The organism is Flavobacterium terrisoli (genome assembly GCF_030167905.1).
Taxonomy (GTDB): domain Bacteria; phylum Bacteroidota; class Bacteroidia; order Flavobacteriales; family Flavobacteriaceae; genus Flavobacterium; species Flavobacterium terrisoli.
Genome location: NZ_JARGNA010000009.1, coordinates 1 through 26485, shown reverse-complemented (window position 1 = coordinate 26485; position 26485 = coordinate 1). Strand labels below are relative to the sequence as shown.

Sequence of the window (26485 nt, the reverse complement as noted above, 5' to 3'; positions counted from 1 at the left end):
GGTCATTATATAAATCTCAAAAAAAAAAAACAATTAAAAAATCTAATTATGAAAACTTTAAAATTAAAACACTACACACAATCAATGCTTTTTTTAGCATTAACGGTTGTATTTGGTTGCAAAAATTCTGAATCGACAGAAAACTCCAAAGACGAAACGGAAACAGATTCACTGCAATCAAAAGACGAGAAAGTAGTTCTTGTTGTTCTTTCAGCAAAAAATGAGCTTGAAATGAGCAACAAAACGACTATCAAAACGGGATACTTCCTAGATGAGTTGGCGGTTCCGGCCCAAGCCCTGATAGCAGCAGGTTACAAAATAGAAGTAGCGACTCCAGGTGGAGTAGTGCCTACAATGGATGAAAGTTCCAATAGTGCAGCATTTTTTCAGGATGACAAGGCTAAACTTGACAAATCATTAGAATTTGTCCGTACACATGAAAGTTTAAACAAACCTTTGAAACTTGCTGATGTGGCAAATTCAGATCTTAAAAAGTATAGTGCTGTATTTGTTCCAGGAGGAAGAGCACCAATGACAGACTTGATGCAAAGTGAAGATCTAGGAAAAATTCTTAGATATGCCCATGAGCAAAACATTATTACTGCCTTGCTTTGTCATGGTCCAGTTGCTTTGATTGCTGCCCTTGACGATTCAGCCGCTTACAAAAAAGCTTTGATATCAAATAATAAAGCGGAAATTGAAAGCTTAGGGAAAAACTGGATTTATTCAGGTTATAATATGACCATTTTCTCCAATTCTGAAGAAGACGATGCTTTAAAAGACAGTGATGCCAAATTACAGTTTTATGTTGCCGACGCTTTGAAATTGGCTGGTGGGAAAACAACGCATGGAAAAGAAAACTGGAAGCCGTTTGTTGTAAAAGACAGAGAGCTAATTACAGGACAGAATCCGGCTTCTGATCACGCATTGGCAGAAGCGTTAGTAGAAGCATTGACAGCTTCTAAAAAGTGAGCCCATATAAAAAAACACTTTTCATAATGAAAGCATTGCAGGTTTATTCCGCAATGCTTTTTTATTTGATGTTTGGGTTTTAGGAACTTTTGGCGAGCAAATTGTTGGATAATTTTTCCTTAAGAATTGCCATATCATCGCTTACCCTCTTATCAACAATTTTCGCATAGTGCTGTGTAGTCCTTAAACTTTTATGGCCAAGCATTTTGCTGACACTCTCAATCGGAACTCCATTAGTTAGTGTCACAGAGGTTGCAAATGTGTGCCGTGCCATATGGAATGTAATTTCTTTATTGATGCCACAGACATCTCCGATTTCCTTTAGGTAGCTATTCATTTTTTGATTGCTAAGAACAGGAAGTATTCTATCTTCATTTAAGCATTTTGGATGTTCTGCATATTTTTGAATTAATTCCTCTGCAATAGGAAGTAAAGGAATCTTTGAACGTGTATCTGTTTTTTGTCGATTTTTGAAAATCCATTTGTTGCCATCAATGCCAATTCCTAAATGGTCTTTTCGGAGTTGTTGAACATCAATATATGCTAAGCCGGTAAAGCAGCAGAAAATGAAGATGTCTCTTACTTGTTCTAAACGAGCGTTCATGAACTTTTTAACATAAATTTTTTGGATTTCTTCTTCGGTTAAAAACTCTTTATCAACTTCATAAACTTTGCCTTCGTATTTACTAAAAGGGTTCTTTTCTATCCAATCATTGTTCAGACAGATATTGATGATTTTGCGGAAGTTTCGAACATACTTCACGGCTGTATTGTTTGAGCAGTTTTTAACGCTTCGGAGGTAAAATTCGAAATCAGTAACCATGGCAAAATCAAACTTATCGATCCGTATGTCTGAAATGTTATGCTTCCAAATTAAGAAGTTTTTTATGTGGTTCAGTGTTACTTCAAAACGTTGTAATGTTCCAGGAGCGTACTGCTTGCCAAGTAATTCTTTCATCCTGTTATTATGGTCCTGAAAGATTGGAATTAGCATCCTTGCTTTATTGTCCTTATCAAGTAGTATTGATTGGAAATTTTCGATAGAAAGTTCTTCATGCTTATGTATCAGTTGGAGTTCCGCTCCCAAAACTTTTGATCTCATCATATCGAGATAGCTATTTATTGAACGAGCCTCATCGGTTTGCCCTTTCATTTTGGCGAGTTCTGGTGACCATTTAGATTTTTCTATGAATTTTTTCGAGCTAAATTCTAATCTTTGACCATTGACAGTTAGCCTGACATAGATTGGTAGTTTGCCGTCAGAGTTCATTTTGGTGCTTTTGGCATAGAAGTGTAAAGTGATTTTTGTTTTCATGTTGGTGACCTTTTAATTATTATTCAATTTAAATTCCTGAGTAATAACAAACAAGATGTACAGCTTTTGAACGGGTTGTTGAACTGGCTGAAAGTACAGTGTTTGCAAGTCTTAAGAAGATTTAGCGAGACCCTAGGTTTGGATATTTTTTAGGGTCTCGATTTTGCCCCTTAAGATTTAAGATTGAATGAATAATTTGGAGGTAACAGAAAAACAAAAACCCTGCACATCCTAAGATTTGCAGGGTTTTGAGACTTTTTGCTTTTTATTTTGTGGGGAGAGCAGGATTCGAACCTGCGAAGATGTAATCAGCGGATTTACAGTCCGCCCTCGTTGGCCGCTTGAGTATCTCCCCATTGCCTTTAGCGATTGCAAATATAAAAACACTTTTGAGGTTCACAAATAAAAAAGACACTTAATTCAGTACCTTTTTTTAAGGGGTTGGTTTTAAATGAAATAAAAAAATCTCCCGAAGGAGATTCTTTTGTTTTTATGGGTGTTTGGCTTATTTTGCGTTTAAAAGGGCGCTGATTTTGGCTTTCATTTCCTCGTGAGGTAAATCTATGCCCACAATTTTGCCTGAAGCATCCAGCAAATAAGTCGTCGGAATCAATTTTACGCCATATTGTTTTACAACAGGATCTTCTTCCATTTCGGCCAAATTAGAAACCTGTGTCCAGGTTAATTGGTCTTTGGCAATGGCTTCCTTCCATTTCGCTGCATCGGTGTCTAATGAAAAGCTTATAATATTAAATCCTTTGCCGTGAAACTCTTTGTAGAGTGCTACTACTTCCGGATTGGCTTTTCGGCATGGCGGACACCACGATGCCCAAAAATCAATCAGTGTTACTTTGCCTAAGCTTTCTTTTAAAGACACCTTTTTCCCTTCGGGAGTTGAGGCGCTAAAATTAGGTGCTATTTGATTAACTCTGAGGGCTGGTTGGTCGCTGGCTTTTTTTTTAAGGCATCAATGTTTTCTTTGATGGTCTTAGCCGGCTTTGTTTTTTTCAATGATTCATCCAAAGAATTGTAAGTGTCCTCAATTTCTTTTGGCGTGAATTTAGGATTGCCCATCATCATTTGGGTAATCAATACGCTGATAAATGATTTTGGATGTGTTTTTGGATAAGCAAAAGTAAAATCATTAAGTGGTTTTTGAATGATATCATATTCAGCTCTCAATTTGCTGAAAGTTGCTGTATCTTTAGTTTTTTGTGCCTGCTCAATGATGGCTTTGTTTTTTACCTGGAAAGCCATAGCTTCCTTCTGCATTTTTTTCTGAATCTTATTTGACTCTTCATTGAACTTGGTAAACTCATCGTTACTGTAAGTTCCTGTTATTTTTGATTTGAACAGCGTGTCTTTATCTACTTCAACAGCAATTTCTCCACCTTCTAAGATTAAAGGAATTTTACCGTTTACTTTGTCAATTTGGATGAAGTGGATTTCAGGTTCACCTGTTTTTCCTTTGATTTCAAATTTTCCGTCTTCAATTTTTACAGTGTCAATGGCCATATTCCCCATTCCCATTGGGCTTTGTTTTTCTAAGAAAACCAACCCGGTTTTCATGCCTTTGATGTGACCTGTGATAACATATTCGCCTTCAGCCAGGTTATTACAAGCGAACAACACTACTGCTACGGCTACTAAAAGAATTACTTTTTTCATTTTTTTGGTTTAAATTTTTAACGATTGCAAATGTATTTAAATTGCAATAGGATACTGTGAATTTTTTGTTTTTTTTATCTAATTATTTTTTGGTTGAAGGACAAACAAATTGGGTACAAGTGACATTGGTTTGCTTAATTCCGTTCATTCCTTTTTCCACATTGATGAGGTTGTGGATGCCTCTTGATTTTAATATAGATGCCATGATAACAGAACGATAACCGCCGGCGCAATGCAAAAAGAACTCAGCACCTTTGGGTACACTTTGAAAATTTTCATTCACGGTGTCCAAAGGAATGTTAAGGGCATTTTCTACATGCTCAGCTTGGTATTCACCCAGTTTTCTGGAATCAACAACGATGCTGTCTGAAGTCAACTGTTTTGAAAATTCTTCCGGTGAGATTGATTTAATGCTGTCAGTTTCAAAACCGGCATTTGTCCAGGCTTCGATACCGCCATTCAGATACCCCAAAACGTGGTCAAAGCCAACGCGTGATAATCGGGTGATGGTTTCTTCTTCTCTTCCTTGTGGAATGACCAATAATAGTTTCTGATTGACATCTCTTAATAAGGAACCTACCCATGGTGCAAAATTTCCCTGAATCCCGATAAAGATAGAATTCGGAATATGGGCGCTTACAAAATCATTTTCGTGACGTACATCTAAAACGACAACATCACCCTGATTGGCAACCGCTTCAAATTCCTTAGGCGAAAGCGCAATGTTGCTTTTTTCAATCACGGTATCAAGGCTTTCATAACCTTTGATATTCATCATTACATTCTGAGGAAAATAAGCGGGTGGAAGTCCCAAACCATCCAATAATTCCTTGGTGAATTCTTCCTTGGTCATATTAGCTCTCAAAGCATAATTGGTTCGTTTTTGGTTGCCCAAAGTATCGGTAGTTTCTTTGCTCATGTTTTTACCACAGGCACTTCCGGCACCATGACTTGGATAGACTATCAAATCATCACTCAACGGCATGATTTTGTTGCGCAACGAATCATATAGATAAGCCGCCAGTTTTTCCTGAGTCAATTCTTCTGTCAAAGCCTGTGCCAAATCAGGACGGCCAACATCACCAATGAACAAAGTGTCACCAGTGATTATGCCGTGTTGTTTTCCGTTTTCATCGGTCAAAAGATAACAAGTGCTCTCTAAAGTATGACCTGGTGTGTGAATGGCTTTTATAGTATAGTTCCCCACTTTAAACTCCTGATTGTCTTCGGCAATAATGGCGTCAAATTCAGGTGCGGCTGTTGGACCATATACAATTTTTCCGCCGCTTTTTTGAGCCAAATCCAAATGTCCTGAAACAAAATCAGCGTGGAAATGGGTTTCAAATATGTATTTGATTTTGGCGTTGTCTTTAGCCGCTTTGTCTAAGTAAGGCTGAACTTCGCGAAGCGGATCAAAAATAGCTGCTTCACCATTGCTCTCAAGATAATAAGCTGCCTGGGCAATGCATCCGGTATATATTTGTTCGATTTTCATAATTGAATTGGTTTGTGCAAATTTAAAGATTAGATGGTAGAATCAACCTGAATTTAGAATTCTTTATGAAAATACCTCCTTGTAAATGATGAATATGGCCATGGCTAAAACAAAGAAGCCAAATATTTTCTTAAGTCTTTTTTCGTTGATGTATTTTTGGATATAAAGCCCGATAAAAATTCCAATAACCGATAATGCTGTAAATGACAACAGGAAAGGCCAATCCATTAAAGTGGTTTCAACATCTCCTAAGAAACCAATCAGTGAATTAATGGTGATGATCAATAACGAAGTGCCAATGGCTTTTCGGATGGGTAATTTGGCCAATTTCATCAAGGCCGGAATAATCAGGAAACCGCCACCGGCACCAATTGTTCCAATGAGTACGCCAACGAAAAACAATTGCAGGATTAGCCAAAATTTATTCTGAGGTTCCACTTTTACGATGACTTTGCCTTCCTTCAGCATCGAAATGGCCGCCAGCAACATGACTACGGCAAAAATCAACATCAAAAAGGTCCCTTTTGTCAATTGCAGTGAAGCAAAATAAAATATCGGATCGGGAATATTCGGAACAATGAATTTTCGGGCGATGTAAACACCAATCACGGACGGAATGGCAAATTTCAGTGCCGTTTTAAAATCGACGGAACCTTTTTTGAAATTCTGAAAACTTCCAAAAGCAGAGGTTGTTCCAACGATGAATAAGGAATAAGCACTGGCGATGACAAAATCCAAATGCATTAAATAGACCAAAACCGGTACGGTTAATATTGAACCACCGCCACCGGTAATTCCCAAAACGATGCCGATAAATAAGGCACCAACAAATCCTAAAATTTCGAGCATTATTTAAAATGATAATTAGGGTAAAAATAGTGCATTTATGTCAAATTGAAACTACATTTTTTATGTGCTAAAATTCTTTAATTAAGACGTGGTATTTAAAGGTTTTTCCTTAAAATTCATTTCAAAGTTGGTTAAACAATCATAAATAAATTGAATTGTAATTTTAATAAGCTGCATATCAATAAATTTGGTCAAAATTTCAATTAATGCTCAAAAAATTATTTTTCTGTCTGTTGATGGCGTCCACATCAATAGTGCAATCTCAGGTGCTTATCAATGAGTTCGATTCTGATACACCAAGTACTGATGATAAAGAATTTATCGAATTAAAATCGGCAACCCCTAATTTCTCCCTTAATGGCTATGTATTGGTTTTCTTCAACGGATCAGGTTCTGCTGTCGATAAAAGTTATTACAACATTAGCCTCAATGGTTTGACCACCGATGTCAATGGGATAGTTCTGATTGGGAATAATCTGGTATCACCGGTTCCTGAGAAAATTTTCACCAATAGCATTATCCAAAACGGACCCGATGGTGTTGGTCTGTATTTAGGTTCAACGGCTGATTTTCCTGTTGGAACTGTGGCCACAACAACCAATCTGATTGACGCTTTGGTTCATTCAAACAATGCAACACCAGCTACTTCTCTGCAAACCTTATTGGGCTTAACATCGCAGGAAAATGAGAATGTAAACAGTCTTGGGACAACACAATCGATCCAAAGAAAAGCAGATGGTAACTGGGAAGTAAAAGCACCAACGCCCGGAGCCAATAATGACGGAAGCGGTTTTGTTTTTAACGGCATTACCATCACAGTCAATACCGCACACAAAAACGAAGGCACTAGTTTTCCAATTACTTTCACCACGCAAACCAATGTGACGAGTGATTTGACTTTCACATTTACTTTAAACAATAGTTCATTTAATACAGCCGATTTTACCGGTAACACTACCGTTTTTATTCCTTCGGGAACGAATACCTTTAGCACAACGATTACTTTGGTTGATGATGTATTGAATGAAGGTGATGAAATCCTGAAAATAAAATTTGGCAGTTTGCCATCGGGTTATAACAGAAGAAATGACAATATCGAAATTAGGGTTGTGGATAACGATTTTACCACCTTGCCTTTTGGCACACCTTTGAATCCTACCTTTGGAAATGTAACCAGTACGGCTCCGGTAGGTTATTATGATTCGTTGGAAGGATTATCCGGAGCGGCATTGAAGCAGGCGTTGCAAAACATTATCGCTAATCCGGCAGTCGTCCATGCCCATAATTATGGCGACGTTACCGATATCTTGAAAGTGGCCGATCAAAATCCGCTCAACAGCAATCAGGTTTGGTTGATGTATGTGGAAACGCCCAGAGCTAAATTGGATTTCCAAACGACTTCCAGCAGTGTAGGTTTATGGAACAGGGAACACATTTATCCGCAATCCCGTGGTGGATTTGCCGATGCTACTGAGGATACGCCTGACGGAATTAATGTTTGGTTACCGACCAGTGCAGATGACATCACAGCGGGTCATGCCGATGCACACCATATCCGTGCTGAAGACGGACCGGAAAACACCACCAGAAGCAACAGGGATTACGGCTTAACCGGTTATAATGGCCCGGTTGGAACGCAAGGTTCATGGAAAGGAGATGTGGCCAGAGCTGTTTTTTATATGGCGGTTCGTTACAACGCGCTGAGTGTCGTAAACGGTGATCTTCCGGATACAACGGTTGGGCAATTGGGAGATTTAGCGTCGTTATTGACGTGGAACCAAACCGATCCAAGAGATGATTTTGAAATGAACCGAAACAACTATATCTACACCTGGCAGGTGAACCGAAACCCATTTATTGATTATCCGGCGTTAGCCGATTATATTTGGGGAAGCCATGCCGGTGAACAATGGTTTGCAGCTTTGTCCAACAATCAAAACCAAGTAGTGAATTATAGCATTTACCCTAATCCGGCGAATGAATACTTTACGGTTTCAGGTGTAGCAAATGAGGCGAAGATTGAGCTATACAATACTTTGGGAATGAAAGTTTTTGAACAACAGTTTGTAGGCGAAACTCATATTGTTCCGAGTGTGGGTTCCGGAATTTATTTGGCCAAAATCACCAGCAATGGTCAATCAGAGGTCAAGAAGATTGTGATCAGATAATTAAAAACAACATATAAAGTAAGCCAGTCAAGTCATTGATTGGCTTTTTTATTTGAAGTAAATGGTAAAGGTTGTGCCTTCGTTGAGCGTACTTTCGGTTTCAATTTTGCCGCCCATCGCATCGATTTGATTTTTGGTGATAAACAATCCAATTCCTTTGGCATCCGGGTTATTATTGAACGTTTTGTACATGCCGAATAAATTATCACCATATCTTTTCAGGTCAATGCCGATACCGTTGTCTGAGATAATCATCGCTTTTCTCTGCTCATCATAGGAAATCGTTACGATTGGTTTTCGGTCGGGATGACTGTAACGAACGGCATTGGACATAAAATTATAAATGATGCTTTCGAGATAAGCTGCATTGTAATTAATCTCAATATGGTCGGGAACCAAATTTTCAATCACTGCGTCTTTATTGATGATTTGTCGGTTCAAGAGTGTCCTGATTTTTTCTATGTAATGGCTGAGATTCAGTTGCTCAATGGTCAGGTTGATATTGGTTCGGATATTCACCACTTCATTCAGATTCCTCAAGGTTTCATCGAGTGATTTGGAAACCTGTTTCAGCAAATCAACCATTTCGTCTTGTTCTTCTTTTGTCTTTACCGTTTCGAGCAGTGTTGAAATCAATTCGATATTGCTGGTGTGTGATCTGAGGTTGTGTGACACAATGAATGAAAAATTCAATAACCTTTTATTCTGTTCTGAAACCAATTCGAAGGATTGCTTCAATTCTTCTTCGGCTCTTTTTTTATCGGTGATGTCTTCCACAATGGCGATGTGGTTTTCAATTTTATCGCCCATCTTTCCCAAGATAGCCACAATCAGATTGACCCAAACAATGTGTCCCGATTTATGGATGTATCTTTTCTCCAGCCAAAACTCTGACGACAATCCTTTTTGAAGTTTCTCCAAATTCTCCAAATCGGCAGGCAAATCATCGGGATGTGTTATCGATTGGAAATTCATACTCAAAAGTTCTTCTTCGGTATAGCCAACGATTCGCGCATATTCTTTATTGACGGTAATTAAATGACCGGTATTGGTGTCTAATTTGGCGATTCCAACAGGTGCCTGATTAAAAATGGCTCTGAATTCCGTTTCGCGTTTGACAATTTTTTGGGTTTGCTTATCAATTAGGAGTTGCAGTTTCGCCGGTTTTTTCATTATTGAAACAACCCATAGCACCGAAATCAGGCACAATAAAAAGCCTAAGGTCATTGAAGTATAAAGCTGCTTGAAAACATCGCTTTTGTCCCTTGAAACCAAATACAGTTTCCAATCGCCATCAATAATGGTAACCGTCTGGAAATGTTTGTTTGTTAGGTCTGTTTCACCCGGAAGAAAAAATTCTTCCTTTTGGGTCGTCGGATTGATTTTTGAGAACTGGAAGTAGTATTTCGAGTCATCAATGCTCTTAATTCCGCTTGCTTTGATCAAAGTTTCGATGCGAATGATAACCGCTGAAAATCCCCAGAACTTATTGTCCTTAAAAACCGGCAATCTTCCGACTACGCCAATGCCGCCTTGTCTGAGCTTTAACGGACCGGCGAAATAGATTAATTTGGATTGAATCGATTTCTCCGCTTCTTCCTTTATGCCCGGCGTATGCAGGATGTCAAAATTGAGTGCGGCCTTATTTTCCTCATAAGGATAAACATATTTGATGACACCATTAGGAACCAATTGAACGGCGTCTATCGAAGTGTTTTTGTCGAGTAATTGTGCCGAGATTTTCTCGAAATTTTCAGGTTCGCCTTTGTCATTGATGGACATAGCCAAAGTCAGCGTCGTAGTATAACTGTTTTTGAGAACCTGTTCAAAATTTTGCCTGACAACGTTGATGATATTCGACATTTCCCGATGCTCATTCTCTTTGATCACTTCATACCTCAGTTTTACTACAAAACTCAGGATGGTAATCAGGATTAGAAAGACCAGAAAGCCTGTGAGGTTTGGCCTGGTCAAAAACCAGCGTGATATTTTTATCAAATTTCTATTGAAATTCATGAAGAATTCGTTTGAATGTGTGTGAGTTGCGTTCTGTAAAAGCACCAAAATTCGCATTTTGCACTATTAATTTGCAAATATAAGCCTACTATTTTAAATAATTATAAGGTTGTCAGAATAACTTTTCCTATTCGTAGGATTCATTCGGATTGTCGTTAAAAGGGAATTTTTCAATTACAGCAAATTGCTTTCGGTTTTCATTAAAAACCCTGAGGGCAATTGCATCGCATTCGAAAGAGAAATTGATATCGGTAAATGTTTCGATGGCTGTTTTTAACTTGGCTTCATCCAGTCTCCGACCGATAGAGATATGTGGCTCATGGCTTCTGTAGGCGTTTTTCACGTGTTTGGTTACGCTTTCTACCTGTTTCATGATCGATTTCAATTCGATTCTGGATTTGTCCGTTGGCGCAATAAAGAAGGCGCCATTGGGAAAAGCATCATAATGGTTAAAGCTTACTTCTATCGGCTTTAGCGTATCACATAATGTTTTGATGGGATTGGTGATTTTTTCTATGTCTTTTTCGTTGGCTTCAAATTCCAGAATCGTAATGTGAGCCTGTGAATTTTTACTGTTGAACCAACCGATTTTCTCCGAAAGTTCCTGTTTGATATGAGCAACCAATACCACTATTTCTTCAGATGGAACGATGGCTACAGAATACTTTGGCATGATTTATTTCCCAATACAGAAGTTGGCAAAGATATTTCCTAAAAGCTCATCATTGGTCACTTCACCGGTAATTTCACCAAAGTAATACAACGCCTGTTTAATATCAATGGCCATCAAATCGGAAGACAGACCGGACTGTAATCCGAACTGTACTTTTTGGATTTCCTCCAAGGCTTTTAACAGCGAATCATAATGACGCGTGTTGGTCACAATGGTTTCGTTATTGCGCAGCGCACCGGTATTGACGAATGACAACAATTGGTTTTTCAAATCGTCAATGCCTTCTTTTTCTTTGGCAGAAAGCAAAAGGATATTCGGGATTTGGGTTTTAAGATTTGAAGTTTGTGCCGCGGAAAGTTTATCGGCTTTGTTACCAATAACGATAAGCGCTTTCAAAGGAAACTGATTTTTTATTTTCTCCAATTCGATTTGAATCGCTTTGATGTTTTCATTGTCGAGCGTCAATTGTGAACTGTCGATAAGATAAATTACCACTTGTGCCTGTTCGATTTTCTCAAAGGTTTTTTTGATACCTATGCTTTCCACCACATCTTTGGTTTCGCGGATTCCGGCGGTATCAATAAACCGGAAGCCAATCCCGTTGATGACCAATTCGTCTTCAATCGTATCACGTGTTGTTCCGGCTATATCTGAAACAATGGCGCGTTCTTCGTTTAATAAGGCATTCAACAAAGTTGATTTTCCCACATTGGGTTCGCCCACAATCGCCACAGGAATACCGTTTTTAATGACATTGCCCACGGCAAAAGAATCGATTAATCGTTTTAAGACAAACTCAATTCGGCTCAACAATTCCCTGAATTGCGTACGGTCTGCAAATTCCACATCTTCTTCCGCAAAGTCCAATTCGAGTTCGATGAGCGAAGCAAAATTCAACAGTTCCTCACGCAGTTTGGCTATTTCATTGCTAAAACCGCCACGCATTTGCTGCATCGCAATTTGGTGGCTGGCTTCGTTATCAGACGAAATCAAATCGGCAACCGCTTCGGCCTGTGATAAATCGAGTTTGCCATTCAAAAACGCGCGTAAGGTAAATTCTCCGGCTTGGGCCATTCTGCAGCCTTTGCGCAGCAATAATTGAATAATCTGTTGTTGGATATAAGTCGAGCCGTGACAGGAAATCTCAATCACGTCTTCACCGGTATAGGAATTTGGATTTTTAAAGATAGAAAGCAATACCTGGTCATAAACCTTGCCTTCATCAACGATATGCCCGAGATGAATGGTATGTGTTTTTTGCTTGCTGATGGCTTTCCCGGAAACGGATTGGAATACCTGTTCGGCTATGGTAATGGCTGCTGCGCCTGAAATTCGGATTACAGCTATGGCACCGGCACCCGAAGGCGAAGCTAAAGCAACAATCGTTTCCTGTGAAATCATTTTAATTTTTTTTTTTACTTTGTACAATTCGACCTAAAGGTCTCGGGTGGCAAAGTTAAGAAAACTTAGCAAGTATTATTTTTTTTAAAACTTTGGTTAAATATTTCATAATCTGACCATTATCATTTTAATTCAAAATTTATAGTTGTAAATTTGATAAAATATTAAAATGTATCATCATGAAAAAGATACTGGTTCCATTAGATTTTTCCGAGACTTCAGATAATGCATTTGTTTATGCCTTGGAAATGGCAAAGCTGTTAAAGGCCGAATTGGTCTTGTTACATACTTTTGATTTGCCGGTTGTTGACACTCAGGCTTTACCTTATAATTACGCTACTATTTATGACACTATTGAACTCTCCAATTTTGATCATTTCAAAGAAAAATTGCCTCAGTTGAGGGCCATTGCAATAGAAAGAAATCTGGATCATATCGTATTGAATCATCTTTTGATGGATGGCGATTTGTTGTATAACATCAAAAAAGTTGTAGCGGAAGAAGGTGTAAATATGGTTGTTATGGGAACCAATGGTGCTGAAGGTTGGTTTGATACTTTTTTGGGAACCAATACCGGTTCCGTGATTACCCATGTGGGAGTTCCGGTGCTGAGCGTTCCGGCTGAAGCCCAATTTGATAAAATTGAAACCATAGCCTTTACAACCCGTTTCAGAGAAAAAGACATAGAAGCATTGAATAAAGTATTGTCTTATGCTAAAAAATTCCGGGCCAAAGTAAAATGCCTGTATGTCAAAACGATGTCATCAGATGTTACAGAAGAAACAATCAAACGTTGGCAATCCCATTTTGAAGACGAAGAAATTGAGTTTTTTATTATTCCTGATGAGGATGTAAAAGCAACGATTGAAGATTTCTTAGTAAGCCAAAGTATTGATTTGTTGGCGTTGCTGACTTATAAAAGAAACTTCTTTGCGGAATTATTTACGACGACTACGACTCAAAAATTATCCTATCACCTGAAAACACCGATGTTGGTTTTACACGAATAAAAAAAGCCCTCAACTGAGGGCTTTTTTTATTATCAGTCTAATGTAATTATTTTTTATTGGCTACAATGTCTTCCGGTTTAACCGCTACGGAAACGCCCGGTAATTTTATCGGAGCGCCCATTTGTGCCAGGAAGCTTCCTTGAACTTCACCGGTTTTGTAAGTTGTGAATCCAATACGGTATAATCCCATCACTAATGATTTTGTCGGATTTGAAGTATCGCTTGTAATTCTCATCAGCGAATTGTATTTGCTTCCCGAAGGTTGCGCTGGCATTTCTCCCGAATCATCATTGGATTCAATTTTTGTCCATGTGGCAGTTTTCGCTTTTGCAGCTACATCTTCAATTTTGAAAATACCTTCGGCTCTTTCAAAAGTTACCCAAGTGTCGAAGAAACTTTTAGTATCGGCAGCATTGGCAGTATAATCGGCAGAAACATAGTCTTTATCTGTTGCTTTACTTCCGTCCGGAACGGGAGAAATCATTCGGATACCAATTTCCGGAGCGGCTACAGGAATCCAAACATAGATGTAATACATTTTCTTACCACCTTTTACTTCATCAGGTTTTGATCCCGGTTTGATAAATCCAAAATAACTGGTCATGTCAGTATAAGGAACCCTGATTTCTTTTCCCATTACTGATTTTTTTGCTAAATCGGCTCCAAACTTATCCAGTTTTTGGGCTGTAGCCGACATTCCTAAAGCAAGGCATACTAATCCTGCGAGTACATTTTTTTTCATAAAATAATTGTTTTAATGGTTGGTTTAAAACAAATATATAAAAAAATAAAAAACCGCCTGTTTTTTAAAACGAGACGGTTTTTGGTATAAAGGTTAGTTTATATTAGTTGTTTAACATCACCGGCATCACCAGCATGGTAACGGTTTCTCCTTCATCTAAACCATCAATTGGTGTTAAGATTCCGGCGCGGTTTGGCATGGACATTTCCAACATGATTTCGTCCGATTGTAAGTTGGTCAACATCTCCGATAAGAATCTTGAGTTGAAACCAATCTGCATATCGTCACCTTGGTAATCACAAGTCAAACGTTCTTCGGCTTTGTTTGAGTAATCGATATCTTCGGCTGAAATGTTCAATTCGGCACCGGCAATTTTCAAACGGATTTGGTGTGTGGTTTTGTTAGAGAAAATCGCAACACGACGCACAGAGTTCAATAATAAAACTCTGTTAATCATCAATTTGTTTGGATTTTCTTTTGGAATTACCGCTTCATAGTTCGGGTATTTTCCATCAATCAAACGACAAGTCAATACGTAACTGTCAAAAGAGAAAGTCGCGTTAGAGTCATTATATTCAATAGTCACATCAGATTCTGACGTTCCTAAAATACTTTTTAAAATGTTCAAAGGTTTCTTTGGCATAATGAAATCCGCTACCTGAGAGGCTTTCACATCGGTACGTGCGTATTTCACTAATTTGTGGGCATCGGTAGCTACAAAAATCAAACCTTCCGGAGAGAATTGAAAAAACACACCACTCATTACCGGACGCAAATCGTCGTTTCCGGCGGCAAAAATCGTTTTGCTGATGGCAGTGGCCAATACTTCTGAAGGAACTACTGTAGATGAAGGATTGTCTAGGCTTACCGATTTTGGAAATTCTTCACCCGGAGCATAAGCAATCGCATATTTTCCTGAGTTTGAACTAATTTCAATGGTGCTGTTTTCCTCCACGGTGAAAGTCAACGGTTGTTCAGGGAAAGTTTTCAGAATGTCTAATAACAATTTCGCAGGAACAGCTACGCTGCCTTTGCTGGTAGAATCGATTTCCAAGGTAGCCGACATGGTGGTCTCTAAATCGGAAGCCGAAACGGTTAGGGTTTTATTGTCTAATTCAAAAAGGAAATTATCTAAAATAGGCAAGGTATTGCTGCTGTTGATAACACTACCTAAAACTTGTAGTTGTTTTAATAAGTATGAACTCGATACTATGAACTTCATTTCGTTTTATTTTTTACAAATATATCTTAAACTAACAGATTTCAAAAAGTTTTTTATTAACATTACTTGCTGTATTTGCGCTTGCGCAAAATGGTAAAGACTACACCAAATAACAATAGGATAACGATTGGAACTGCTACAGTTACGACCTGCGAATAGGTGTAGTTGTCATATACTTTTTGTTTGTCCAAAATTGGCAAATCGACTTCCTTGCTGCGAATGTTAATAAGTCCGTTGTCATCCAACAAATAATTAACGCAATTCATCATAAACTCTTTATTGGCATACAGATTATTGGTCCATTTGTCATAACCCAATTCGAGCGGTTGGCCGTTTTTGTCCAATTGGTTTTTAATCACATCACCATCCGAAATAACAATCATTTTATTACTCTTTCCGGTATTTTGGAACGTGTTGTCTTTAAACGGCAATACGCGGTTTTCATACATCGAATGGAATTGGCCTTCCAATAAAACCGCTACAGGGAAATCACCTTTGGTCACAAATTCTTTGGGTTCAGGACGAAGCGAAACCATGTTCAGGCTCACTTGTGCCGGAGTTCCGATGAGTTTGGAGTATTGGGAAGAATGGAGTAAAACTGTTTTCTTAATGTCGTTGCCTAATGGCTCAATTGGGCTGGCAAATTCAAATTTGATTCCGTCCAGATTGGTCACAATCGGATTGTTTAGCGTTGGATAAATCATTGGCGAATAAAACCAAGGATATTGCGTGTATTGCGTGGCGCTTCCTTGCTCGCCCGTTGCCAAAGCAATAGGTGTGTTTTGCAAATCAAAAATCAAATCAGGGCGCAAACGAACGCCATATTTGAAGAACATATCGTTCAAGCCTAAATCTCTTGGAAACGCCAAAGAGGAACCTGTTTCGTTGTATAAACTGTCCATGTCCATATTGACCTGGTCTACCAGCCAAATGGTTTTTCCGCCGTTGATGATGAACTGGTCCAACACTTGTTTTTCGGCATCGGTAAAAGCTTCTGTTGGTTTCGCAATCACTGCCAAATCGTATTTTTTCAGGTATTTCAAAGTCTCATTCGGACTTTTGGCAACGGAATCCAAAGTAAATGGGCCGATGTAATAATTGTCTTTTACTGAACGGATAAAATCAGCGATATAGCGATCTTCCAATTCGCCGTTACCGTTCATAATTACAACTTTCTTTTGTTTGGCTTTAGCCACAGTATTAATCGCATTGGCAAAAGCATATTCCAAATGTTGCACCGAACTCACGACTTTCTCGGCAGTGGAAGCGCCCAGCATATTTTTGAGCAATGGCACTTTTACCGAGCGGTCGCCACAAGTCGCCACAGCCCATGGGAAAACCACTTCCTGCGTTTGCTGGCCTTTGTCATTGACAGTTACATTGACCGGAGTCAAACCGCGTTCGATAAACGATTGCAGCGTGGCGTCTCTTTGTTCTTCGTCTTCCAACGGATTGACAAACTGGAAGATGATATTAGGGTTTTCGGCTTTGAATTCTTCCAATAACTGTTGGGTTTCCGTTTGCAGTTTTTTGAATTCTCCCGGAAATTCTCCTTCCAGGAACACATCAATATAAAGGGGTTCTTTGACTTCGCTCACAATGGTTGAGGAAGTTTCAGAAAGCGTATAACGTTTGTCGGCAGTCAGGTCAAATCGTTTGAAAGCAAAATGACCGGCAAAGTTCAGCATCACTACAAAAGCAATGGTAAGGGCTATTTTTTTGAAGTTATTTTTTGGTGCACTCATTACGATTTCAGGGATTTTAATTTATACACGGTAAACGACAAAAACAAAAAGGCCACACTCACAAAATATAAGATATCACGAGTGTCCAATACGCCGCGTGACATGCTTTTGAAATGATAATCCATTCCGATTTTAGCGATAATATCTTCAAAACCTTTTACATATCCTGAAGCGCCATCAAAACCGTAATAGAATAAGAAACAAAGAAATACGGAAACTAGGAAAGCTACGATTTGGTTTTCGGAAAGGGTAGAAGTAAAGATGCCGATAGCGGTGTAGGAAGCGACTAAAAACAATAGGCCAAAATAAGAACCCAATGTGCTTCCCATATCAATATTGCCTTCGGGTGAACCAAGGCTTGAGATTACATAAACATAAACTAATGTTGGAATCAATGCAATTACAATCAGTAGGAATGAGCCTAAGAACTTACCGCTTACGATTTGCCAAACGGATAAAGGTTTGGTCAGCAAAAGTTCAATGGTGCCTTGTTTTTTCTCATCCGAAAAACTGCGCATTGTTACCGCCGGAATCAGGAAAATCAATATCCATGGTGCCAAAGTGAAAAACGGACTCAAATCGGCAAACCCGCTTTGTAATATATTGTATTCTCCGTCGAAAACCCAAAGGAACAGTCCATTGAGCAAAAGAAAAATGGCAATCACCAAATATCCGATGGGCGAACCAAAAAAGGATTTTATTTCTCGTAATGCGATTGATTTCATTTGTGTTTATTTGTTAATGCGGTAATTTGGTTATTTGACGCCAAACTTACAACTCATAATTCATAATTAATAATTTATTCCGTTTCACTCCATACGATTCGCACTTCGTGCTCGGGTCATAATTTAAGTTAGTGAAACTAACTTATCGACACTCCACGCTTCGGGTTTGTCATTGAATAGTTTTTTGGTAAAGGTCCAAACATCATCAAACAAAGCCGAACGCCTGTAATTCTCCAAATCTTCTTCGGTTTCCCAAAAGCTATACGTAAAGAAAATGCACGGATTGTATTTGTCCTGATAAAGTTCCAGAAAACGATTGCCTTCGGCACCGCGTATTTTTTCTTTGATGCTGTCGAAATTTTCCAGGAACGCCGGAATATTTTCTTCGTGAAAGCTCATTTTTACTATTCTGATGAACATACAGCCATTTTTATATATTGTTTTTTTTAAAGAATGAGCTAAAGCTCATAATACCTGAAGCCCACAGGGCTTCCTCCTCTTAATATCAAATGTGAAAGCTCATTTTTACTATTCTGATGAACATACAGCCATTTTTATATATTGTTTTTTTAAAGAATGAGCTAAAGCTCATAATACCTGAAGCCCACAGGGCTTCCTCCTCTTAATATCAAATGTGAAAGCTCATTTTTACTATTCTGATGAACATGTCTTTTCTAATTTTTAAAATCTATGGTTACAATATCTCGGTATTGCAATCCTAAAAGTGAACTCGCCGAACCTACGGTATCAGGATTACTTCTGAAAATGGCAATCTCCAAAAATCCTGCTTCGTTGAATATCGCCAGTTTTTCACCTTCATAATCTTTCCAGGAATATTTTTCAGACACCACAATATCTGAGTATTTAGGAAGAATCGTTTTAATGGTTTGGCCTTTGAACACAATCTCATAGGGACGGCCTTTACCCATTTCCAAAAATAATTTCTTGGAAATATTGGTTACCGCATTGCCAAAATGGTCGCTGTATATCACATATCCTTTTATTTGGTTGTCCTTAACAACAGCCTGCACTTCGGTTACTTCCTTAATGGCATTTATTTCTTTACCTATAACATTAAGCAGACCGCCTTTGGCCAAATGACAAGCCACTTTGACAAACACATCTAAATCAGTAGCATCGCTTGGCAATCGGTCGTGTATGTTAATGGCGACCAATTTTTGCGGAACAATCTTTTGAATTAACATGCTCAGGATGCCATTATCGGCACAAACAAAGTATTGGTCGTTCCATTGCATCGCAATGTGCTGGTTTTCGGCAGTCAATTCGATGTCAACACCAATCAGGTGAACGGTTCCTTTTGGGAAACTTCCATAAGCGGCATCAATGATGTAGGCTGCTTCAGCTATATTAAAGGCATCAATATTGTGGGATATATCGATGATAACTGCTTCAGGGAATTCCGATAATAACTTACCTTTTAAAGCACCGACAAAGTGGTCTTTTAATCCGTAATCGGTGGTTAAGGTAATTATTGACATAGATTGTTTATAACTTGGTTGAAATTGGGCTCAAAAATAATAAAACCTATTCTTTTATTTGATTAAATTTGGATACAAAGCTAACAATATATAGCGAATTATTTTAATTTAATACTACCGCATTTGAACGAACGTATCATTGAATTACACGACATCGCACCCAAAGAATTTTGGGGCGCTCAGGATGCCCATCTTGAAACTATTAAAAGATATTACCCTAAACTCAAAATCGTAGCCCGAGGCACCACACTTAAAGCTTTCGGAGAGAAAGAAGAGTTAGATGAGTTCGAAAACCGCTTTAACCGATTAATGTTGCATTTTACACGTTATAACAATATTGATGACAATGTCATTGATCGTGTCATACATAGCAATTCGCAGGAAGAGCAACGCATGCCCGACAGTGATAAAATCCTTGTACACGGTATTGGAGGAAAGCTGATTAAGGCGATGACTCCTAATCAACAAAAACTGGTAGATTATGTCAATAAAAATGACATGGTTTTTGCCGTTGGTCCGGCTGGAACAGGAAAAACCTATACTGGTGTAGCTTTGGCAGTAAAAGCACTGAAGGAAAAACAAGTAAAAAGAATCATTTTAACACGTCCTGCAGTGGAAGCCGGTGAAAATCTGGGTTTCCTGCCAGGCGATATGAAGGAAAAACTCGATCCGTACATGCAGCCTTTATATGATGCTTTGCGCGATATGATTCCGCCACAAACTTTGGAAGATTATCTGCTGAAAGGCATCATACAAATTGCGCCATTGGCTTTTATGCGTGGGCGAACGTTGGATAATGCCTTTGTGATTTTGGATGAAGCACAGAATACAACGCATTCCCAAATGAAAATGTTCCTGACGCGTATGGGTAAAAATGCCAAGTTCATCATCACTGGTGATCCCGGACAGGTAGATTTGCCGCGTCGTACAATTTCAGGATTGAAGGAAGCCATTTTGGTGTTAAAAGATGTTGAAGGCATCGGAATCATTTATCTGGATGACAAAGACATTGTACGTCACCGTTTGGTGAAAAAAGTAATTGATGCCTATAAGAGTATTGAGAACAACGATTACTAGATGAGAAAACTGCTACTGGTTTTAGGAATAATTTTAGCAATCATTATTGCCTTTATTTATTCTGTGAATTGGGATTATGCTTTTTCTGTTGTTCCGGATTGGCATACCAACATTTATCCGGTATGGTTTATATCGTTAGTAATTGCAGTCCCGGTTTTAGTAATTATGATTTTTATTTATCTATTTAAAAAGAGTATCAAAAGGAAATAAAATTTCAAAACCAATAATTTGGAGCGAATGGCTTGGTGGTTACAGCAATGTAATTCCTGCTTTTCGCTCCAATCTTTTTTAGGATAGATAGCATTGAATGAATAAAATTTGAAATTGTTATAAATTTTTGTGTTTATTTGCGCCGCATTTAATATGAATTTTTAGCATAAGAATTTGAAAACCATACTTATAACCGGAGCATCGGGCGGATTGGGTTCCATTATCGCCAAACATTTTTCTGCCAAAGGCTGGAAAGTGATTGCCACTTTGATTTGTGATACCCATACAACTGTTTTTGATGACGTGCCCAATGTTCATTGTTATAAATTGGATGTTACTTCCCAGGAAAGCATAGAAAGCGCCAGAGACCTTATTCTTGCCGATCATCAATCTATCGATGTGATTGTCAATAATGCCGGAGTAGGTTACCGCAGTTTTGTTGAGCTCTCCGAGGATGCCGAGATTGATTCTATAGTGAACATCAACTGGCTTGGTGTGGTTAAAATCTGTCGTGCCTTTATTCCGCATTTCAGAAAACAAAAGAAAGGTCAGTTTATCAATATTTCTTCGATTGCCGGATTGGTTAATTTGCCTTTGGGCAGCTTTTACCATTCTACCAAACACGCCGTAGAGAGTTTTTCAGAGTGCATGTCCTATGAATTGATGGAGTTTAATATCAGTGTCTGCACCGTTCAGTTTGGGAATGCCAATACCAATTTTCAGAAAAATGTAATGAGAGGCAAACCGTCAGAGATACAATCCTACAATAATATGATGGATAAGATTTCTGAAATTCTGGAAAAGAAAACGTCCAAAAATTCAAGCCTGACCAATGACATAGTGGAAAAAATCTATGGTATTGCCGAGCATCCATCCAAAAATTTCAGGAAATATACGATTGGTTTTGATGCTAACTTTATGCGCTACCTGAACAAAATTTTAGGGTATCGCATGTTTAACGTGGTCATCAGGAGAAAAGTTCTTACCAAATAAAATAATTGTATTTGTGTTCAAAACACACTATTTTTGCGCCACACAACTAACTATTTAAAGTCGTTCAGGACGTAAAAACAAGATGAACACACTAACTACTACTGATTTCCATTTTCCAAATCAAAAATCTGTTTACCACGGTAAAGTACGCGAAGTCTACAATATCAATGACGATTTATTGGTCATGATTGCTACAGACAGGCTTTCGGCTTTTGACGTTGTTATGCCAAAAGGCATCCCATACAAAGGACAAATCCTAAACCAAATCGCAACCAAATTCATGCATCTGACATCAGACATTGTTCCGAATTGGCTTATTGCCACACCGGATCCCAATGTGGCTGTCGGACATTTGTGCGAACCTTTTAAAGTGGAAATGGTAATTCGTGGTTATCTTTCAGGACATGCTGCCCGTGAATATGCAGCCGGAAGAAGATCGCTTTGTGGCGTTGCAATGCCTGAAGGCTTAAAGGAAAATGACAAATTCCCAACGCCAATCATTACGCCAACAACCAAAGCCGATAATGGTTCGCACGATGAAGATATTTCCCGAGAGGCTATTTTGGAAAAAGGAATTGTTTCTGAGGCTGATTATTTGGTTTTGGAAAAATACACCAGAGCGTTGTACCAACGCGGAACAGAAATTGCCGCTGGCAGAGGTTTGATTTTGGTCGATACCAAATATGAATTCGGCAAAACCAAAGATGGTGTAATCGTTTTGATTGATGAAATCCACACACCGGATTCCTCGCGTTATTTCTATGCTGATGGATATCAAGAAAGACAAGACAAAGGAGAAGAACAAAAGCAGTTGTCAAAAGAATTTGTACGCCGCTGGTTGATCGAGAATGGTTTCCAGGGAAAAGAAGGACAACAGATACCGGATATGACTGAAGAATATATTGAATCGGTTTCGGAACGTTATATTGAATTATATGAAAATATCATAGGAGAGAAATTTGTAAAAGCCGATATCTCTAATATCAATGAGAGAATTGAGCAAAATGTCCTGAGTTTTTTGAAATCGTAAATGAACAGTAAACATAAGATTATGAACCACGTTTAGGCGTGGTTTTTTTGTGCCAAATGTTAAATTTTTGTTATAGTTAACTTTTTGGTGCAACGAAAGTTAGGGTTAAGGCGTCATATACGCAATCAATAACTTTTAAATCATTCATCATGAAAAAAACAATCATTTTTGCAGGCTTAGCTCTAGTAGCTTTTGGTAACGTTGCTTTGGCAACTAACGTTTCAACAACTTCTTATCCTACTGAAGTTGTAGCGTATGACACAACTCCTCTTTGTAACGCTATTGCCAAAGGAGATTTAGAAACAGTTAAAAAATTCATCGAGTATGGTGCGGATGTAAATGAGTCCAAAAACGGAACTACACCACTAATGCTTGCCGCTCGTTATAATAAAGTTGAAATCATTAAACTTTTATTAGAAAAAGGAGCAAGACCTGAAACTAAAGATGACAGAGGTTTTACAGCTTTAAAATATGCTGAAATCTCAAAAGCAAATGAAGCAGTAGCATTTCTAAAACAAGTTTAGTAAACAAAAACAAAGCGTCGTTTGCTTTGTAAACGACGCTTTTTCCTCCAAATCAAGCAATTAGAATAGTTTAAAAGTTAAAATTATGTTAAATTTAAGTACTATGCAATACAAGATACTAGTTTTTAGCCATATATTTGCATAGGATATTAATAACAACCCGAGGCTTTAGCCGAATTGTTCGGAGCGCAGCGGAGAAAATACCAAAAATCATCATCAAAAAAAAATCAATCATCATGAAAACAACAATCATTTTTTTAGGACTAGCTGTTTTAAATTTCACAAATGGTAAAGCAGGAAACGAATTAAACGCTCAGGATTTAGTTCAACAGGATTTAGCTACAGTAAGTGTAGAAAACGCTCAGCAACAAAGTCAGTTGACTTTTGTAAAAAACGAAATTTCAAAAATCACTTTTGAAAACACAGGAGACGAGGCTGCTATTTTTAATCCGAATACAGTAATTCAATCAAACTACGCCAAAACAGCACAGGATTTGGTTAACGAAAACAAGTTAATTACTGAAACTTGTGGCGAAGATGCATATCAGCCAATTTCATTGGAAATGTCTTTGGAAGACAGAATCGCCGAAAGCAACCAGGTAATTGAAAGCAGTGTTGATACTGAATTCTATCCATTGGATTTCAAAAAAATCAATGGTTCAGTGCAAAACAATAAAGCTTGTAACAACAATATGGCAGTTACAATCGATTTAAAATTATAGGTTTTAGGTTAATTTTTTACAGCAATGTAAAATGAAAAAGCATCCTTAATCGGGATGCTTTTTTTTGGTTACTATTATTTGAAGTAAGAGAAAGAATCGTTGTTTTCTATTTTCAGCAAACTTTCATAAATCAGTTTGATGACATTTTCCACATCTTCGCGATGTACCATTTCAACAGTGGTATGCATATAGCGCAACGGAAGTGAAATCAAGGCCGAAGCCACACCACCATTACTATAGGCAAAGGCATCAGTGTCAGTACCGGTTACTCTTGAAGTAGCATGACGCTGAAAAGGAATCTTTTTATCCTGAGCCGTATTGACGATCAAATCTCTCAAGGTATTGTGAACCGCCGGAGCATAAGCAATTACAGGTCCTTTGCCCATTTCCAGATCACCTTCGATTTTTTTATCAATCATCGGTGTACTTGTATCGTGGCAAACATCAGTGACAATGGCCACATTCGGTTTGATGGTTTTTGTTATCATTTCGGCACCGCGAAGACCAACTTCCTCTTGAACTGAATTGGTAATATATAAACCGAAAGGTAATTTCTTTTTGTTTTCCTTTAATAATCGAGCCACTTCAGCAATCATAAAGCCACCCATTCGATTGTCGATGGCACGACATACAAATTTGTTGCCGTTCAAGATCATGAATTCATCAGGGTAGGTAATGACACAGCCTACATGAATTCCCAATTCTTCTACTTCTTTCTTGTTCGAACAGCCACAATCAATAAATATATTGTGCAAAGTAGCTGATTCTTCCTTCCCGCGATTACGGGTATGAATGGCAGGCCAGCCAAATACGCCTTTGACTATTCCATTATTAGTGTGAATGTTAACTCTTTTGGATGGCGCTATCTGATGGTCAGAACCACCATTTCTTATTACATAGATAAGACCATTGTCAGTAATATAATTCACATACCAGGAAATCTCATCCGAATGGCCTTCAATAACTACTTTATAAGGTGCATCGGGATTAATAACACCAACAGCCGTACCGTAAGTATCCGTGATAAAAGTATTCACATAAGGTTTTAGATAATCCATCCAAAGCTTTTGTCCGCTAGATTCATATCCTGTTGGAGAAGCATTATTCAAATAGTTTTCTAAAAACGTAAGCGATGACTTGGTAAGTATAGATTTAGTTGCCATAAATATTTTTTTGCTAAAATATAAATTTGGCATTACAGTTGTTAAGGATATTCTATTATTTTTACCCTAATAAATATTGTCTATGAGAAAGTTGTTTTTTTTAGTTTTTGTGTTCCTGTTTGCAACTGGTTTAAATGCACAGATTACCACAGATTCCATTCCCAAAAAGGAAGTTGTAAATGATGAAAACGATACTTTAGTAAAAGATCCTATTTTGCTTGAAGAGGTTGTTGTTTACAGAGACAAGCTCAGCGCCGAAGACAAAAAACAATTTCTGTTACTTCAAAACAGAGTCTATAAAGTATATCCTTTTGCCAAAACAGCAGCCGACAGATTGACGTTGCTGAATAAAAACATGGATAAAATGAAAACCAATAAGGAGAAAAAGAAATACTTCAAGATTGTCGAAGACTACATGGAAAATGAATTCACAGGACAATTAAAGAAACTCTCCAGAAAACAAGGGCAAATTTTAGTCAAGCTCATCCACAGACAAACCGGCCACACCACTTTTGACCTTATTAAAGATTACAAAAGCGGTTGGAAAGCTTTTTGGTCTAACAACACCGCAAAACTTTTTGATATTAACCTCAAAACAAAATATGCTCCTTATGAGGTTAACGAAGACTTCCTGATAGAATCTATTCTTGAAAGGGCTTTTAATCGAGGTAGACTGGTTCGTCAAAAACCAGCCAATCCGGTTGATATTGATGAACTTACCGATTATTGGGAAAAAAAGGCATTGAAAAAATAATTTTTAGAGCGAATCTTCGGGCTTCTTCAGTTGGTCATTTTCCCGCTTTCCGCTCTACTTGGTGCCGCTTTAATCGGGGCTAAACAGGATTTGTATTGAACTCCTGATGACCATCAAAAAAACTTTCCGTTGCAAAAACCGTAGAACCAACAAGTTGCAAAAAACTTCCAAAAAAGAGTTGTGAAACATTTGCGAATGCCAAAAAGAGTATTACTTTTGCACCCGCATTAAAGCGCAGTTCTTAAGTTTTGTTGATAAAAAAATAAACGATAAGCCATAAAAAATTTGTGGGTTTAGATAAAAGCAATTATCTTAGCAACCCTGATTTTTTGAAAATCAAGTCTTTAAAAAATAAATTTAAAAATATTTTAAAAATTACTTGTTGGTTTAAAAAGAATAGTTACTTTTGCACCCGCTAACCGAAAGATTGGCGAAAAGAATAGAAGAATACGTTCATAGACATATTGAATTGACAGCCGTTTTAAATAGTGATATTTAAAACAAATAAAAGA

The 26485-nt window shown here is 38.0% G+C and carries 24 protein-coding genes and 1 tRNA gene; 9 read left to right on the top strand and 16 right to left on the bottom strand.

The genetic code is table 11. The annotated features are described in order from the left end of the window. The first annotated feature begins 48 nt into the window (after positions 1-48). A complete protein-coding gene (locus P1K33_RS13240) occupies positions 49-972 on the top strand; it encodes a type 1 glutamine amidotransferase domain-containing protein (RefSeq protein WP_284653465.1) in 924 nt (307 codons plus the stop codon). Between the two features lie 79 nt (positions 973-1051). On the opposite strand, the gene P1K33_RS13235 is transcribed toward P1K33_RS13240, so the two are convergent. From P1K33_RS13235 to P1K33_RS13210, 6 genes are all read right to left on the bottom strand, one after another. Continuing rightward, positions 1052-2287 (bottom strand): site-specific integrase, encoded by a 1236-nt coding sequence (locus tag P1K33_RS13235; protein ID WP_284653464.1) that lies wholly within the window; start codon positions 2285-2287, stop codon positions 1052-1054. A gap of 273 nt (positions 2288-2560) precedes the next feature. Beyond that, positions 2561-2642, bottom strand: a tRNA-Tyr gene (locus P1K33_RS13230). A 150-nt stretch (positions 2643-2792) separates the two neighbouring features. Continuing rightward, positions 2793-3164 (bottom strand): TlpA family protein disulfide reductase, encoded by a 372-nt coding sequence (locus tag P1K33_RS13225; RefSeq protein WP_350028984.1) that lies wholly within the window; start codon positions 3162-3164, stop codon positions 2793-2795. A 38-nt stretch (positions 3165-3202) separates the two neighbouring features. After that, positions 3203-3955, bottom strand: coding sequence for a DUF4369 domain-containing protein (locus P1K33_RS13220; RefSeq protein ID WP_284653463.1), 753 nt, complete (start codon positions 3953-3955; stop codon positions 3203-3205). Positions 3956-4037: 82 nt separating this feature from the next. Continuing rightward, the gene (locus tag P1K33_RS13215) at positions 4038-5450 is read right to left on the bottom strand and encodes an MBL fold metallo-hydrolase (protein ID WP_284653462.1); all 1413 of its coding nucleotides are present in this window, start codon (positions 5448-5450) and stop codon (positions 4038-4040) included. A gap of 63 nt (positions 5451-5513) precedes the next feature. After that, positions 5514-6299 carry a sulfite exporter TauE/SafE family protein gene (locus P1K33_RS13210; RefSeq protein WP_284653461.1) on the bottom strand — a complete coding sequence of 262 codons (786 nt, stop codon included), beginning with the start codon at positions 6297-6299 and terminating at the stop codon, positions 5514-5516. Positions 6300-6505: 206 nt separating this feature from the next. Between P1K33_RS13210 and P1K33_RS13205 the strand changes: the two genes are divergently transcribed. Further along, entirely contained in the window at positions 6506-8467 is a 1962-nt protein-coding gene (locus P1K33_RS13205) for an endonuclease (protein ID WP_284653460.1), read from the top strand. Positions 8468-8515: 48 nt separating this feature from the next. Here P1K33_RS13205 and P1K33_RS13200 read toward each other — a convergent pair whose 3' ends face one another. The 3 genes from P1K33_RS13200 to mnmE form a co-directional block, all read right to left on the bottom strand. Next, a complete protein-coding gene (locus tag P1K33_RS13200) occupies positions 8516-10483 on the bottom strand; it encodes a PAS domain S-box protein (RefSeq protein ID WP_284653459.1) in 1968 nt (655 codons plus the stop codon). Between the two features lie 127 nt (positions 10484-10610). Then, positions 10611-11156 (bottom strand): 2'-5' RNA ligase family protein, encoded by a 546-nt coding sequence (locus tag P1K33_RS13195; RefSeq protein WP_284653458.1) that lies wholly within the window; start codon positions 11154-11156, stop codon positions 10611-10613. A gap of 3 nt (positions 11157-11159) precedes the next feature. Beyond that, the gene (gene mnmE, locus P1K33_RS13190; protein WP_284653457.1) at positions 11160-12557 is read right to left on the bottom strand and encodes a tRNA uridine-5-carboxymethylaminomethyl(34) synthesis GTPase MnmE; all 1398 of its coding nucleotides are present in this window, start codon (positions 12555-12557) and stop codon (positions 11160-11162) included. A gap of 179 nt (positions 12558-12736) precedes the next feature. On the opposite strand from mnmE, the gene P1K33_RS13185 reads away from it, so the two are divergent. Continuing rightward, positions 12737-13567, top strand: a complete 831-nt coding sequence (locus P1K33_RS13185; RefSeq protein ID WP_284653456.1) for a universal stress protein — start codon at positions 12737-12739, stop codon at positions 13565-13567. 46 nt (positions 13568-13613) lie between these two features. Here P1K33_RS13185 and P1K33_RS13180 read toward each other — a convergent pair whose 3' ends face one another. The 6 genes from P1K33_RS13180 to P1K33_RS13155 all read right to left on the bottom strand — a co-directional run bounded on the left by P1K33_RS13180 (position 13614) and on the right by P1K33_RS13155 (position 19500). Beyond that, complete coding sequence (locus P1K33_RS13180; RefSeq protein ID WP_284653455.1) at positions 13614-14309, bottom strand: Lipl32 family lipoprotein; 696 nt, start codon at positions 14307-14309, stop codon at positions 13614-13616. 103 nt (positions 14310-14412) lie between these two features. Continuing rightward, positions 14413-15531 (bottom strand): DNA polymerase III subunit beta, encoded by a 1119-nt coding sequence (dnaN, locus tag P1K33_RS13175; protein WP_176305377.1) that lies wholly within the window; start codon positions 15529-15531, stop codon positions 14413-14415. Between the two features lie 62 nt (positions 15532-15593). Beyond that, positions 15594-17276, bottom strand: coding sequence for a gliding motility-associated ABC transporter substrate-binding protein GldG (gene gldG, locus P1K33_RS13170; RefSeq protein WP_284653454.1), 1683 nt, complete (start codon positions 17274-17276; stop codon positions 15594-15596). Next, positions 17276-18001, bottom strand: a complete 726-nt coding sequence (gldF, locus tag P1K33_RS13165; protein WP_284653453.1) for a gliding motility-associated ABC transporter permease subunit GldF — start codon at positions 17999-18001, stop codon at positions 17276-17278. The genes gldG and gldF overlap by 1 nt, the downstream gene beginning before the upstream one ends. A gap of 123 nt (positions 18002-18124) precedes the next feature. After that, the gene (locus P1K33_RS13160; RefSeq protein WP_284653452.1) at positions 18125-18421 is read right to left on the bottom strand and encodes a putative quinol monooxygenase; all 297 of its coding nucleotides are present in this window, start codon (positions 18419-18421) and stop codon (positions 18125-18127) included. 254 nt (positions 18422-18675) lie between these two features. Continuing rightward, the gene (locus P1K33_RS13155; RefSeq protein ID WP_284653451.1) at positions 18676-19500 is read right to left on the bottom strand and encodes an SAM hydrolase/SAM-dependent halogenase family protein; all 825 of its coding nucleotides are present in this window, start codon (positions 19498-19500) and stop codon (positions 18676-18678) included. Between the two features lie 123 nt (positions 19501-19623). On the opposite strand from P1K33_RS13155, the gene P1K33_RS13150 reads away from it, so the two are divergent. From P1K33_RS13150 to P1K33_RS13130, 5 genes are all read left to right on the top strand, one after another. Continuing rightward, positions 19624-20577, top strand: a complete 954-nt coding sequence (locus P1K33_RS13150; RefSeq protein ID WP_284653450.1) for a PhoH family protein — start codon at positions 19624-19626, stop codon at positions 20575-20577. A gap of 384 nt (positions 20578-20961) precedes the next feature. Next, a complete protein-coding gene (locus tag P1K33_RS13145; RefSeq protein ID WP_284653449.1) occupies positions 20962-21780 on the top strand; it encodes an SDR family NAD(P)-dependent oxidoreductase in 819 nt (272 codons plus the stop codon). Positions 21781-21862: 82 nt separating this feature from the next. Continuing rightward, a complete protein-coding gene (locus P1K33_RS13140; protein WP_284653448.1) occupies positions 21863-22810 on the top strand; it encodes a phosphoribosylaminoimidazolesuccinocarboxamide synthase in 948 nt (315 codons plus the stop codon). A gap of 149 nt (positions 22811-22959) precedes the next feature. Next, entirely contained in the window at positions 22960-23334 is a 375-nt protein-coding gene (locus P1K33_RS13135) for an ankyrin repeat domain-containing protein (protein ID WP_284653447.1), read from the top strand. Between the two features lie 236 nt (positions 23335-23570). Next, positions 23571-24056, top strand: coding sequence for a hypothetical protein (locus P1K33_RS13130; protein WP_284653446.1), 486 nt, complete (start codon positions 23571-23573; stop codon positions 24054-24056). A gap of 74 nt (positions 24057-24130) precedes the next feature. Here the strand turns inward: P1K33_RS13130 and P1K33_RS13125 are convergent, their stop codons facing one another. Then, on the bottom strand, positions 24131-25219 hold the full coding sequence (locus tag P1K33_RS13125) for a M42 family metallopeptidase (RefSeq protein WP_284653445.1): 1089 nt from the start codon (positions 25217-25219) through the stop codon (positions 24131-24133). Positions 25220-25301: 82 nt separating this feature from the next. Here P1K33_RS13125 and P1K33_RS13120 point away from each other — a divergent pair, with 82 nt between their 5' ends. Next, the gene (locus tag P1K33_RS13120; RefSeq protein ID WP_284653444.1) at positions 25302-25973 is read left to right on the top strand and encodes a DUF4294 domain-containing protein; all 672 of its coding nucleotides are present in this window, start codon (positions 25302-25304) and stop codon (positions 25971-25973) included. Positions 25974-26485 lie beyond the last annotated feature (512 nt).